Source organism: Mesorhizobium sp. M0239 (genome assembly GCF_040321815.1).
GTDB lineage: Bacteria > Pseudomonadota > Alphaproteobacteria > Rhizobiales > Rhizobiaceae > Mesorhizobium.
Window position 1 is genome coordinate 77,366 of sequence record NZ_JAMYSG010000017.1, and the last position, 13,334, is coordinate 90,699.

Here is a 13,334-nt window from a genome sequence, read left to right on the forward strand (position 1 = left end):
GAAATGCCTCATCGAAGCCGGCTATTCAACCGCGAACCCTTGTCGCAGCGGCGGCCGGCAAGATTTGTCCGTCGTGAGCGGCCGAAAGAGATGCCGGCAGGCGTAGCGCCGGCATCTGCGGCGTGCGGGTTCATACGCGGCCGCACCGGAACGGCGGTTTGCGGCCTGCCGGCAAAATTCGGCACGCGGCTCTTGGTGATCGGGCGCGGCGCTGTTAGTCTGGCGGCAACTTAAAACACTGAAGCGCCTGCTGCGTCCATCATAGGTTCGCGCGGCGCCGGAAGGAACGACAGTGGAAGACCACGACACCGGCGCCGGCGCGCCGGAGGTGGGCGTGTCCAGCGCTTCCCAGCGGTCGGCTGGCCCGGGGAACGCAAGCTGGCAGCAACGTCGCCCGACGGAGCTCCGCTCCGCGGACGGGCAGGCGGGCGACGCACCCCACAAAGGCAAGCCCAAGAAGCGGCGCAAGCGAAGGCGCGGGCGCAAGGTTTTTGCGCGCGACGAGGCACGTCCCACGGAGAATCGATCGCCGGCGCCGGGCAAAACCGGTGCCCCGGCGGCGGAGGCGCACAGGCCGGCGGAAGCGGTGGCCTTGCCCGCCGCTGTAGTGCCACGGCCGGAACAGAGCGCCCGTCGGCCGCCGGTCCAGGAGCTTCCGGTGTTTGCGGCGCTTGACCTCGGCACCAACAATTGCCGGCTGTTGGTCGCCGTGCCGACGCGGCATGGCCAGTTCCGCGTCATCGATGCCTTTTCGCGCATCGTCCGGCTGGGCGAGGGGCTCACCGCCAATGGCCGGCTCGGCCAGCCGGCGATGGATCGCGCCGTCGAGGCGTTGAAAATCTGCGGCGACAAATTGCGCAACCGCAAGATCCGCAAAGCCCGGCTGATCGCCACCGAAGCCTGCCGCACGGCCGACAACGGCGTCGAGTTCATCGACCGCGTCGAACGCGAGGCCGGCCTGAAGCTCGAGATCATCGATCGCCAGACCGAAGCGCGGCTGGCGGTTTCCGGCTGCGGCTCGCTGGTCGAGCGGGACACGCAAGGCGTCGTGCTGTTCGACATCGGTGGTGGCTCATCCGAAATCGCGCTGATCGATCTCGCCGGCCGTCGTTCGCCACGGCTCGCCAATCACATCGTCTCGTGGACGTCGCTACCGGTCGGCGTGGTCTCGCTGGCCGAGCGCTTCGGCGGCCGCACGGTGACGCGCGAGATCTTCGACGCCATGGTCGACGATGTCGCCGGCCGGCTGGCCAGCTTCGACGGTCGCGACCGGCTGAGCCATCTCAAGGCCAGCCCGAATTTTCACCTGCTGGGCACGTCCGGAACGGTGACGACGCTGGCCGGCGTTCATCTCGATCTGGAGCGCTACGACCGCCGTCGTGTCGACGGGTTGTGGATGGACCGCGACAGCGTCGACCGCATGGTCGAAAAACTGGTCGGCTGGGATTTCCAGCAGCGCTGCGCCAATCCTTGCATCGGTGCCGATCGCGCCGACCTGGTGCTGGCCGGTTGTGCTATCCTCGAAGCAATCCGCGCGGTATGGCCATCGGAGCGACTGCGCGTCGCCGACCGTGGCCTGCGCGAAGGCATATTGAGCGAGTTGATGGCCGATGACGGCGTCTGGCGCAACGATGGGCGTGGCAGGGCATGATCCCGAAAAGTGGCGGCCGGTTTTCGGAAGAGATAATGCTCAGACAAGAAATCGAACAATGACCAAGAAACCGGAAAAACCAGGGTCCGCCAGCATTCGCGTGCTGAAGACGCGGATCAAGAAGAAGAGCGGCCTGAAGGAATCGTCGCGCCGCTGGCTGCAGCGCCACATCAACGATCCCTATGTCCAGCGCTCCAAGGCTGACGGCTATCGCTCGCGCGCGGCCTACAAGCTGATCGAGATCGACGACAAGCACCATCTCCTGAAACCCGGCATGAAGGTGATCGACCTCGGTGCTGCTCCCGGCGGCTGGTGCCAGGTCGCGGCCGCGCGCACGAAATCGACGGCCGACAAGCCGCATGTCATCGGCATCGATTATCTGGAGATGGACGCCGTGCCCGGCGCGCCGGTGCTGTTGATGGATTTCCTCGATCCGCTGGCGCCGCAGAAGCTGGCCGAGGCGCTGGGCGGGGATCCCGATATCGTGTTGTCCGACATGGCGGCACCGACCACCGGCCACAAGCGGACCGACCATATCCGCACCATGCATCTGTGCGAGGTGGCCGCCGATTTCGCGCTGTCGGTGCTGAAACCGGGCGGGCATTTCCTTGCCAAGACCTTCCAGGGCGGCGCCGAAAACGAACTGCTCTCGATGCTCAAGAAGAATTTCCGCTCCGTGCATCACGTCAAGCCGCCGGCTTCGCGCGATGAGTCGGTGGAGCTCTATTTGCTGGCCAAAGATTTTAAAGGGCGAGAGGCCGGTCCGCCGTCAGGCGGATCGGAACGTCCAGTGGACGTTCCGAAGGCCTCGAGCGCCCGGAGCCATAGCGAAGGGCCGGAGGACGACGAGACGTAAAGCCAGCCGCATCAGTTGCCGGGCGGGCTCACCGTTTCCAGCGTCTTGGGCACGGTCAGCCGGCCATGGCCCGAGATGGCGTTTCCGGCATCGGGCGCCAGCCGCATGAACGACAGGGACGCGGCGGCGGAAATCGCCGCGACGACGAAGAACGCGGTGTGGAAATCCGCCAGTGTCAATGACCTGTCGTTCAGGCTCGTCGATACTTCCAGGATTCCGCCGGCCAGCGCCACGCCGAGCGCGACCGACAACTGCTGGAACACCGCTGTAATCGGCGTCGCCTTGCTGGTGTCTTCAGCCGAAACCTCGGCATAGGCGAGCGCATTGACGCCAGTGAAGAACATCGAGCGGATGAAGCCGCCGACGAGCAGCATGGCCAGCATCAAGAGATAGGGTGTGTCGGGTGTGAACAGGCCGTTGATGGCGATCGAGGCGGCGGCGACCAGCGAACCGACAACCAGAACACGGCGGAAGCCGGCGACGCGGAAGATCAGCGCGGTGACGAATTTCATGCCGATGGCGCCGATTGCAGAGACGAAGGTGATCATGCCGGACTGGAACGGCGTCAGCCCAAAGCCGATCTGGAACATCAGCGGCAGCAGGAACGGCACAGCACCAATGCCGATGCGGAACAGCCCGCCGCCAAGCACCGAGGAGCGGAACACCTGGTTGCGGAACAATTCGAGCGCCAGCAGCGGGTTTTTGGCGTGGCGCGCATGCAGCAGATAGAGCGCGCCCGATACGAGGCCGACCGCTACGGTGAGGACACCGACGATTGGCGGCAGATAGGGCAAGCTGACCACCGACAGGCCGAACACCACGCCGGATGCCGCCAGCCCGCTCAGCACGAAGCCGATGAAATCAAGTGGTGGGGTCTGCGCGGGTTCGGTCTCCGGCAGGAAACGCGTCGCCAGCCAGATGCCGATCAGCCCGATCGGCACATTGATCAGGAAAATCCAGTGCCAGGTGAAGTAGGTGGTGATGAAGCCGCCGACCGGCGGGCCCACCAACGGCCCGACCAGCGCCGGAACGGTCAGCCAGGACATCGCCGCGACGAGTTCGCTTTTCGGTGTCGCGCGCACCAGCACCAGCCGCCCGACCGGCGTCATCATGGCGCCGCCGATGCCTTGCAGGAAGCGCGACACCACGAAAGCCGGCAGTGAACCGGAGAGGGCGCAGGCGATCGACCCGACGATGAAGACCGCGATCGCGGCGCGAAAGATATTCTTGGCGCCGAAACGGTCTGCCATCCAGCCGCTGATCGGAATGAAGATCGCCAGCGATACCAGATAGGCAGTCAGCGCCAGCTTGAGCGCGATCGGGCTGGTGTGGATGTCGACGGCGATCGCCGGCAGCGATGTCGCGATGACGGTCGAATCCATGTTTTCCATGAAAAGGGCGACCGCCAGTATAAGCGGAATGGTGCGGTTCAAGGAACGCGTCCAGACTTGAATGTTGCGTTGCCGGTTGCATGTCGGCCTTGAGGCGGGCGGTTACCATGCCTTCGCCGGCATGTCGCATTAATTTGCTGTCACTTTTGTGCGACCGGCAACCACAGGTCGCATCCTTCGCCGAAAAGTCTCCTTTCCGGGAGCGTGAAATCATCGGCTTTTCATCGGCGCTCGGACGTGGTACCAGCCAGCGCCAATCCTGAAAGGGAAGAAACGAGTCGGCGCTGTCCATTCCGGTCCAGCGCTTTTTTGTATTCCGAGGACTGGCTATGGCAAAAATCATCGAAACGTCCACCGGCGCATTGGCGCTGACCTTTGACGACGTGCTGCTGCAGCCCGGTCATTCCGAGGTCATGCCCGGCGAAACCGATGTACGCACCCGCATCGCCGGCGACATCGACCTCAATGTGCCGATCCTGTCGGCGGCTATGGACACCGTCACCGAGGCGCGGCTTGCCATCGCCATGGCCCAGGCCGGCGGCATTGGCGTCATCCACCGCAATTTCTCGCCGGCCGAACAGGCCGAGCAGGTGCGTCAGGTCAAGAAATTCGAATCCGGCATGGTGGTCAATCCCGTCACCATCGGCCCCGACGCGACGCTCGCCGACGCGCTGGGCCTGATGCGCAGCTATTCGATCTCGGGCATTCCGGTGGTCGAGAATGGCGGTACCGGTGGGCACAAGGTCGGGCGGCTGATCGGCATCCTGACCAATCGCGACGTGCGCTTTGCATCCGATCCGGCGCAGAAGGTCCATGAACTGATGACCCGTGACAACCTGATCACGGTCAAGGAGAACGTCGACCAGGACGAGGCCAAGAGGCTTCTGCACCAGCACAGGATCGAAAAGCTGGTGGTCGTCGACAGGCAGGGCAATTGCGTCGGATTGATCACCGTCAAGGACATCGAGAAGTCCCAGCTCAACCCGCACGCCAGCAAGGACTCGCAGGGCCGCTTGCGTGCCGCCGCCGCCACCAGCGTTGGCGATGACGGTTTCGAGCGCGCCGAACGCCTCATCGATGCCGGCGTCGACCTTCTGGTGATCGACACCGCGCATGGCCACTCGCAACGCGTGCTCGACGCTGTCACGCGGGCGAAAAAACTATCCAACTCGGTCCGCATCCTGGCCGGCAACGTCGCCACCGCCGCGGGCACGCAGGCGCTGATCGACGCCGGTGCCGACGCCGTCAAGGTCGGCATCGGTCCGGGCTCCATCTGCACCACCCGCATCGTCGCCGGCGTCGGCGTGCCGCAGCTTTCGGCGATCATGTCGGCGGTCGAGACGGCGCACAAATCCGGCGTTTCGGTGATCGCCGACGGCGGCATCAAATATTCCGGAGATCTTGCCAAGGCGCTCGCCGCCGGCGCAAGTGCCGCCATGATCGGCTCGCTGCTGGCTGGAACCGACGAAAGCCCGGGCGAGGTCTATCTGCACCAGGGCCGCTCCTTCAAGGCCTATCGCGGCATGGGCTCGGTCGGCGCCATGGCCCGCGGCTCCGCCGATCGCTACTTCCAGGCCGAGGTGCGCGACACGCTGAAACTGGTCCCTGAAGGCATCGAGGGGCAGGTTCCCTACAAAGGACCTGTGTCTGGGGTGTTGCACCAGCTTGCAGGCGGGCTGAAAGCCGCTATGGGTTATGTTGGTGGCCGTGATCTTGCCGATTTCCGCGAGCGCGCCACTTTTGTGCGCATATCCAATGCCGGACTTCGTGAAAGCCACGCCCATGACGTCACGATTACCCGCGAAAGCCCGAACTATCCCGGCGGAGCCTGACCAGTACGGGTTCGGGCGGAACCTGACGGCAACGATCCTGCGGCTATCGCGCCACGCAGGCGCGCTCTGTTTCCTGTCAGGGGTGGTTTTCATCGCCATGACGGCTCTGGAATTCTTCTATTTCCGCCAGTTGAGCGGCGGCTTGCCGTCACTCGACATGCGCATTTTAGGGTTTACGCCGGACGAAGGCATGGCCTGGCTGACGGCGCTCGGCCGGCGCGGCGGCGAGATCATTCTCGTCTGGCATTATCTGACCTTCGATCTGTTGTTCCCGGCGCTGCTGTCGGTCACGCTGGTCAGCCTCATCCTGGCCGCCGGCCGGCGATTGAAGGCTTTCCGCGTGCTGCCGGCGCAGCTGCAGTCGATTTTCGCGTTGGTCCTGGTGCTTCCCTACACGCTTGCACATTACGTTCAGAACTTTGCGGTGGCGCGGCTTCTGTCCGATTTCCTGTCGGCCAACCCGGACTCGCTGTCTTTCGCCTCGGCGCTCACCGTCACCAAATTCGCGCTTTTCGCCATACCGGTGATCGTCATTGCCGCCTTCTGGCTGGCGGGCCAGAAACGCCAGGCCTGATGCCGCGCGGAAAGCACAGCCGGGTAGGGGACACTTCGTGAACCAGACCACGATCTTCTGGCCTGTTCTGGCGCATGTGCTGCTGATCTACATCGTCTACTGCGTGCTGGGCCGCCGCAGATACGGCGCAGTCAGGTCAGGCGAGGCGAAACCCGGCCAGTTCAAGGTGCGTTCGAGCGAGCCGGCCTCCAGCGTCACCGTTGCCGCCAATCTCACCAACCAGTTCGAATTGCCGGTGCTGTTCTATGTGCTGTGCCTGACGCTGCACCTGACCAACGGCGTCAACTATCTGACCTTGGCGCTGATGTGGATTTTCGTCGCGTCGCGCTATTTCCATGCCTGGGTTCACCTGACCAGCAACAATCTGCTGCTGCGCAGCCGGTCCTTCTTCGTCAGTGCGGTGATTCTCCTGCTGGGATGGATCTGGTTCGCGCTGCACCTGCTCGGCGTGGTTTGAGCAGACAGTTCTCCCTTCTCCCAGCTTGCGGGAGAAGGAAAGAATGCTCGTCTACAGATCGAACACCGCAATCTTGCGCTTGTCGAACTTGATGCCGATCTCGCCGCGCACCAGCTTGAGCGCGGCCTCGCCGAACACCGCGCGCCGCCAGCCCTGCAGGGCCGGTACGTCGGCTTCCTCGCCCTCGGCGGCGATACGGTCGATGTCGTCGCTGGAGGCCAGCACCTTCGAGGCGACGCCTTCCTTTTCGGCGACGATCCGCAGCAGCACCTTCAACAGTTCCGCCGCGGCGCTCGAGCCCTCGGGCGGCTGGAAACTCTTTGGCAATTTCGGCATCTGCTCCTTGGGCAAGGCAAGTGCGGTGTTGACCGCGCCGAGCAGCGCCGTCGCCGTCGACGAGCGCTCCCAGCCCTTCGGTGTCGTGCGCAGCTTGCCAAGGGCTGCCGTGTCGCGCGGCGCCTGCTGCGCCACCTCGTAGATCGCGTCGTCCTTGAGCACGCGGCCGCGCGGGACATCGCGTTCGCGCGCCTCGCGCTCACGCCACGCCGCAACGCCCTGCACGATCGCCAATTCCTGCGGTTTGCGCAGCCGCATCTTCAGCCGCTTCCAGGCGTCCTCGGGATGCGGATCATAGGTTTCGCGTGAGGTCAGCACCTCCATCTCCTCGTTGAGCCAATGGGCGCGGTTTTCCCGCTCCAATTCGGCGCTGAGGTGCTGATAGACCTCGATGAGATGCGTGACGTCGGCCAGCGCGTAGTCGAGTTGCTTGTCGGAAAGCGGCCGGTGGCGCCAGTCGGTGAAGCGCGACGACTTGTCGAGCCGCGCGCCGGTAATGCGCTGCACGAGCTGATCGTAGGAAACACTGTCACCGAAGCCGCAGACCATCGCCGCCACTTGCGTGTCGAACACCGGATGCGGAACCAGATCGCCGAGGTGGACGATGATTTCGATGTCCTGCCGCGCGGCGTGGAAGACTTTGACCACCGCTTCATTGGCCATCAGCCTGAAGAACGGCTTCAGGTCGATATCGGGCGACAGGGGATCGATGAGCGCCGTCACGCCGGGTGCGGCCATCTGGATCAGGCACAGGATCGGCCAAAAGGTCGTTTCCCGAATGAATTCGGTGTCGACGGTGACGAAATCCGACTTTTCGAAAGCGGCGAGAACGGTCTCGAGTTCTTTCTGGGTGGTGATGACGTTCATCAAATCGCTTTTGACAGGAGTAAGGTCTTCCTAGATTTCAGCCGCCGGGGCTTTCGTCAAGCTTTGGCACCGCCATCATCAGGTTCCCGGACCATCGGAATCGTCGTTTCTCCTGGCCAGCCGCGCGAAAACCGTCGAAGTGCGCAGGAGCGCGGTGAAGCGGCCGCGCCTGCCTGCAGGCACGCCAGACCGGGCCTGCATGCGGTAAAGGATGACGGCGATGAAGATCGCATAGACCACCGCGCTGAATACAAACAGGGCGCCCGGTCCGAAATATTGCATCGCGGTCGAGGCGGCGAACGGGCCGCCAATCGCGCCGAAGGAATAGAACAGCATCAGCGCCGCGTTGATCAGCACGAACTCGCCCGTGTCGGCGCGATCGTTGGAATGCGCCGCCGACAGCGAATAGAGCGGCATGGCGAAACAGCCGAAGATGAAGATGAAGATGAAGTTGAGCGCCGGATTGCTGCCGGCGATGAACACCAGCGCCAGCGCCGAGAACATCGCGCAGCACGTCGTCATCAGCAGCACCCGGCGCCGGTCCCAGCGGTCGGAGAGGTAACCCAGCGGATACTGGATGATGGCGCCGCCGAAAATGCCGACGCTGACGAAGGTGACGACATCGGCGACCGACATGCCGATCTGCTCGGCATAGACCGGCGACAGGGTGCGAAAGGCGCTGTTGGTGACGCCGACGGCGATGCAGCCGAAGCAGCCCAGCGGCGAAATCCGCCAGACGCGCGCCAGGTCGAGCTTGACCTCATCGGGTGGTGCCGGGTTGGAGCGGTCGCCGAGCGACACCGGCACCAGTGACAAGGTGATCATCATCGACATGATGGCGAAGATGGCGAAACCGCCGGCGCCGAAGACCGGGATCAGGAACTGGGCTGATGTCACCGAACCGATGTCGACCATCCGGTAGATCGCCAGCACGCGTGCCCGGTCGTGATTGCCGACGCCGGAATTCAGCCAGCTTTCGACGATGGTGAACAGCCCGGCGAAGCAGAAGCCGCCGGCAAGGCGCACCGCGCACCACATCACCGGATCGATGACCAGCACCAGAAGCAAGGTGCCGACCGAGGCGATTGCCGCCAGCGCCGAAAATGCCCTGATATGGCCGACCGCCTTCATGATGCGGGTGATGGCCAGGCAGCCGAGCAGGAATCCGGCGAAGTAGAAGGTGCCCATCAGGCCGATGTCGGAAGCCGAAAACCCTTCCTGCGCGCCGCGCAGCGCGATTAGCGTGCTCTGCAGCCCATTGCCGCCGAGCAAAATGCCGGCGGCAAGAAGAAGCGGGATCATCGGGCGGATGGAGGACATGAAGGGGCGATCACGTGTCGGTGATCCCTTCTTGGACCATCACCCTGGCCAACGCCAGCAGCAATTCCCTGCGCCAACAGGGATGATCGCTGTATTCGCCTGGATTCGTTTCCGCGTTTTGCTTGGTCAGCGCTCAAGGCTGCCTTCGACGTGACTGCCGATCGTCGGGCCACAGGCTGAGCCGCTCGGCTGCTCCCGTTGCGATGCCTATTCCTGCGAGGACTGCCACCAGCCCGACAATCAGATTCGCGCTTACCTGTTCGCCCAGGAAGACAACACCGAAGATCGATGCCGTCACCGGATTAACCGCAACGGAGACGGCAACCAGTGTCGGCGACGCGCGCCCGAGCGCGAATGCCCAGAGGAAGAAAATGAAGGCGCCGCAAATTATGGCCAGATATGCGCTCGCGATCCACTGAGGTGCGCTGAGAGTGGCAAGTCGCGCGAAGCCTCCGTTCGAAACCACCAGGACCGATAGGCAGACCGCGCCCACGCCCATGCCAAACGCCACGAACGGGATTGGCGCGGTGCGGGATAGAAATGGTCTCGACCAGACGTTGTAGAGCGCCATGCAGAAAGCGGCCGCGACCATGAGGAGATCTCCGCGCCAGGCATCTGGGGGAGCAGTCGTCAGGCTCGTGCCGAGCGCTACGGCCACCCCTGCCATTGCGATCAGGACACCGACGATCTTGCGGATGGTCGGCGGCTCGATCCTCAGAACTGCCGCGGCAAGCATTGTGAGCAGAGGCAGTGTCGAAAGCGCAAGCGCACCTCGCGCGGCCGTCGTGTAGACAAGGGCTCCATTGAAGAGCACCGGAAACAGCCCGAAGAACAGAAGACCCAATGCACCAGTGCCGAGCCAGTCGCTCTTCGGCGGCCACCTGTCTCGTCGCCAGAGAGCTACGGCGGCCAAAACCAGAAAGCCGCCGCCGAACCGGACCGCACCGATAGCGAGAGGATCGAGCGTGCCCGCGAGATATCGCGTTGCGCCCACGGCGGTGCCCCCAAAAGCGCTGGAGAGAATCGCGGCGAGCACTCCTGTGATTTCCATGGTTCCTGACCTAGCCAACTCTGAACCACGGATATCGGGCAGGCGGGCCATAAGGAATCGAATAAGCTCAATGAGTTTGATAACATTCCACTATGAGCATCCCGAATCTCGATCCGGACCTTCTGCGGGCCTTCGTCGTCGTTGCCGAGCGCCTCTCGTTCACGCGAGCCGCCGAGCAGCTCAACAGAACGCAGGCGGCCGTCAGCTTGCAGGTGAAACGTCTTGAGGAGCGCATCGAGACCATCTTGTTCCGACGCTCGACAGCCCGCGTTGAACTCACCGCCGCCGGAGAGGGCTTTCTGATCGATGCCCGCCGCATTCTTGCTCTCAATGAGCAGGCGATTGCGCGTGTTTCCGGTCAGCAGGTGGCCGGACAGGTTCGTATCGGGGTCATGGAAGATTATGGCACCAAGATCCTGCCGCGCCTCCTTGCCGGCATCGCCGAGCGATTTCCGTTGGTGCAGGTCGAAATGGAGATTGGTCTCACCGCCCGGCTCCTGAAACGACTTGGGTCGTCGTTCGACGCCGTCATCGCCATGCACCCGGAAGGCACGACCGAGGGGGATTTGATATGCCGCGAAAGGGCGATTTGGGCGGCGGCGGCGACGCGGGCTGTCGAGGAGCTCGATCCGCTGCCCGTAGCTCTGTCGAGCCCCGATTGCCTGTTTCGCTCCTGGGCCATTGAGGCGCTCAACAAGGCAGGCCGGCCATGGCGATTGGCCTATGTCAGCCCGAGCCTCTCAGCCACGGAGGCAATTGTCGAACAGGGCCTGGCGGTCACCGTGGTCAAAGGCAGCATGCTTGCGCCTGGCCTGCGAGATGTCCATCCCGGCCGGCATGTGCCCCCGCTGCCGGGGGCGGAAATTCGCCTTCATCATGCCGCAACGTCGTCCGCCAGCGCTGCATTGGTCGTCGAGCACCTTGCCCAGCGTCTTCGGCTATCGGCACTGGGCTCATAGGTCGCCTGGGAAAGCGGAACCAAGATACCAACACGGGCCGCTTGCCTTGACAAATCCGGCCTCCCATGCGCTTTTCGCGCAAATTTTCAGGGCCGGGCCGTGATGCCTCGGCCGGCAACTAGAGCACCCCGGACTTTACCAATGACAATGCACCGTTACCGCAGCCATACCTGTGCCCAGTTGAGGAAGAGCGACGTCGGCTCGACCGTTCGCCTGTCGGGCTGGGTGCATCGCGTGCGCGATCATGGCGGCCTGCTCTTCATCGACCTGCGCGACAATTATGGCTTGACCCAGATCGTCGCCGATCCGGATTCGCCTGCCTTCAAGGTTGCCGAGACCGTGCGCGGCGAGTGGGTCATTCGGGTCGACGGCGAGGTCAAGGCGCGCTTGCCCGAGACCACCAACGCCAATTTGCCGACCGGCGAGATCGAGATATTCGCCCGCGAGATCGAGGTGCTGTCGGCGGCCAAGGAATTGCCGCTGCCGGTGTTCGGCGAGCCCGACTATCCCGAGGATATCAGGCTGAAATACCGTTTTCTCGACCTGCGCCGCGAGACGCTGCACAAGAACATCATTGCGCGGACAAAAATCATCGCGGAAATGCGCAAGCGCATGGGCGATGTCGGCTTCACCGAATTCTCGACGCCGATCCTCACCGCCTCGTCGCCGGAAGGCGCGCGCGACTTCCTGGTGCCGTCGCGCATCCACCCCGGCACCTTCTACGCGCTGCCGCAGGCGCCGCAGCAGTACAAGCAGCTGATCATGGTGTCGGGCTTCGACCGCTATTTCCAGATCGCGCCCTGCTTCCGCGACGAGGATCCGCGCGCCGATCGTCTGCCCGGCGAATTCTACCAGCTCGACCTCGAAATGAGCTTCGTCGAACAGGACGACGTGCTGTCGACCATGGAGCCGGTCATGCGCGGGGTCTTCGAGACCTTCGCCAACGGCAAGCCGGTGACGCAGAAATTCCAGCGCATCCCCTATGATGTCGCCATGCGCAAGTACGGTTCCGACAAGCCGGACCTGCGCAACCCGATCGAGATGCAGGCCGTTTCCGACCATTTTCGCGATTCCGGCTTCAAGGTGTTCGCCAACATCCTGGCCAACGATCCGAAGGCCGAAGTATGGGGCATTCCGGCCAAGACCGGCGGCAGCCGCGCCTTCTGCGACCGCATGAATTCCTGGGCGCAGGGCGAGGGCCAGCCGGGGCTGGGCTATATCTTCTGGCGCAAGGAGGGCGACAAGCTCGAAGGCGCCGGCCCGCTCGCCAAGAACATCGGCGAGGAGCGCACCGAGGCGATCCGCCTTCAACTCGGCCTTGCCGATGGCGACGCCGCCTTCTTCGTTGCAGGCGATCCGAAGAAATTCGTCTCCTTTGCGGGTGCCGCGCGCACGCGCGCCGGCGAGGAACTGAACCTTGTCGATCGCGAGCGTTTCGAACTGTGCTGGATCGTCGACTTCCCGTTCTTCGAGTGGAACGAGGAAGAGAAGAAGATCGACTTCGCCCACAACCCGTTCTCGATGCCGCAAGGTGGCATCGATGCGCTGAATGGCGAGGACCTGCTCGGCATCAAGGCGTTCCAGTACGATATGGTCTGCAACGGGTTCGAGATCGCCAGCGGCGGTATCCGCAACCATCTGCCCGAAACCATGGTCAAGGCGTTCGAGACGGTCGGGCTGGATCGCGCCACGGTCGAGGAGCGCTTCGGCGGCCTCTATCGTGCCTTCCAGTATGGCGCGCCGCCGCATGGCGGCATGGCCGCCGGTGTCGACCGCGTCGTCATGCTGCTGCTCGGCGCCAAGAACCTGCGTGAGATCACCATGTTCCCGATGAACCAGCAGGCCTACGATCTGTTGATGAACGCACCGTCGGAAGCGAGCCCGCAGCAGCTTCGCGAGCTGGCGCTGCGCGTTGCCGTGCCCAAGAAGGACGCCTGATCGCGCTTCGGGCGATGCCTTAAAGAACCGCCCGAACCGATTCTTTCGATTCGCTAATCCCGTTAAAAAGCCCCCCACGCTGAACTGACCCCCGAAAGTTGG

At 63.6% G+C, this 13,334-nt stretch carries 11 protein-coding genes; 7 read left to right on the top strand and 4 right to left on the bottom strand.

The window, feature by feature from the left end; all coding sequences use genetic code 11:
- The first annotated feature begins 292 nt into the window (after positions 1-292).
- Positions 293-1,651, top strand: coding sequence for a Ppx/GppA phosphatase family protein (locus tag NKI99_RS18960; protein ID WP_352611678.1), 1,359 nt, complete (start codon positions 293-295; stop codon positions 1,649-1,651).
- Positions 1,652-1,709: 58 nt separating this feature from the next.
- Positions 1,710-2,507: an RlmE family RNA methyltransferase gene (locus NKI99_RS18965; protein WP_352611679.1), complete on the top strand. Its 798-nt coding sequence runs from the start codon at positions 1,710-1,712 to the stop codon at positions 2,505-2,507.
- 11 nt (positions 2,508-2,518) lie between these two features.
- Here the strand turns inward: NKI99_RS18965 and NKI99_RS18970 are convergent, their stop codons facing one another.
- Positions 2,519-3,940, bottom strand: a complete 1,422-nt coding sequence (locus NKI99_RS18970; RefSeq protein WP_352611680.1) for an MFS transporter — start codon at positions 3,938-3,940, stop codon at positions 2,519-2,521.
- Between the two features lie 287 nt (positions 3,941-4,227).
- Here NKI99_RS18970 and guaB point away from each other — a divergent pair, with 287 nt between their 5' ends.
- The 3 genes from guaB (at position 4,228) to NKI99_RS18985 (ending at position 6,761) form a co-directional block, all read left to right on the top strand.
- Positions 4,228-5,730: an IMP dehydrogenase gene (gene guaB / locus NKI99_RS18975; RefSeq protein ID WP_352611681.1), complete on the top strand. Its 1,503-nt coding sequence runs from the start codon at positions 4,228-4,230 to the stop codon at positions 5,728-5,730.
- A 97-nt stretch (positions 5,731-5,827) separates the two neighbouring features.
- Positions 5,828-6,304 carry a hypothetical protein gene (locus tag NKI99_RS18980; RefSeq protein ID WP_502905547.1) on the top strand — a complete coding sequence of 159 codons (477 nt, stop codon included), beginning with the start codon at positions 5,828-5,830 and terminating at the stop codon, positions 6,302-6,304.
- A 37-nt stretch (positions 6,305-6,341) separates the two neighbouring features.
- A complete protein-coding gene (locus NKI99_RS18985) occupies positions 6,342-6,761 on the top strand; it encodes an MAPEG family protein (RefSeq protein ID WP_023810192.1) in 420 nt (139 codons plus the stop codon).
- A 51-nt stretch (positions 6,762-6,812) separates the two neighbouring features.
- Here NKI99_RS18985 and rnd read toward each other — a convergent pair whose 3' ends face one another.
- The 3 genes from rnd to NKI99_RS19000 all read right to left on the bottom strand — a co-directional run bounded on the left by rnd (position 6,813) and on the right by NKI99_RS19000 (position 10,386).
- On the bottom strand, positions 6,813-7,964 hold the full coding sequence (rnd, locus tag NKI99_RS18990) for a ribonuclease D (protein WP_023810193.1): 1,152 nt from the start codon (positions 7,962-7,964) through the stop codon (positions 6,813-6,815).
- A 78-nt stretch (positions 7,965-8,042) separates the two neighbouring features.
- A complete protein-coding gene (locus NKI99_RS18995; RefSeq protein WP_352611682.1) occupies positions 8,043-9,284 on the bottom strand; it encodes an MFS transporter in 1,242 nt (413 codons plus the stop codon).
- A gap of 133 nt (positions 9,285-9,417) precedes the next feature.
- A complete protein-coding gene (locus tag NKI99_RS19000; protein ID WP_352611683.1) occupies positions 9,418-10,386 on the bottom strand; it encodes a DMT family transporter in 969 nt (322 codons plus the stop codon).
- Positions 10,387-10,427: 41 nt separating this feature from the next.
- Between NKI99_RS19000 and NKI99_RS19005 the strand changes: the two genes are divergently transcribed.
- Positions 10,428-11,294, top strand: a complete 867-nt coding sequence (locus NKI99_RS19005) for a LysR substrate-binding domain-containing protein (RefSeq protein WP_352611684.1) — start codon at positions 10,428-10,430, stop codon at positions 11,292-11,294.
- A 147-nt stretch (positions 11,295-11,441) separates the two neighbouring features.
- Complete coding sequence (aspS, locus tag NKI99_RS19010) at positions 11,442-13,232, top strand: aspartate--tRNA ligase (RefSeq protein ID WP_023810199.1); 1,791 nt, start codon at positions 11,442-11,444, stop codon at positions 13,230-13,232.
- Positions 13,233-13,334 lie beyond the last annotated feature (102 nt).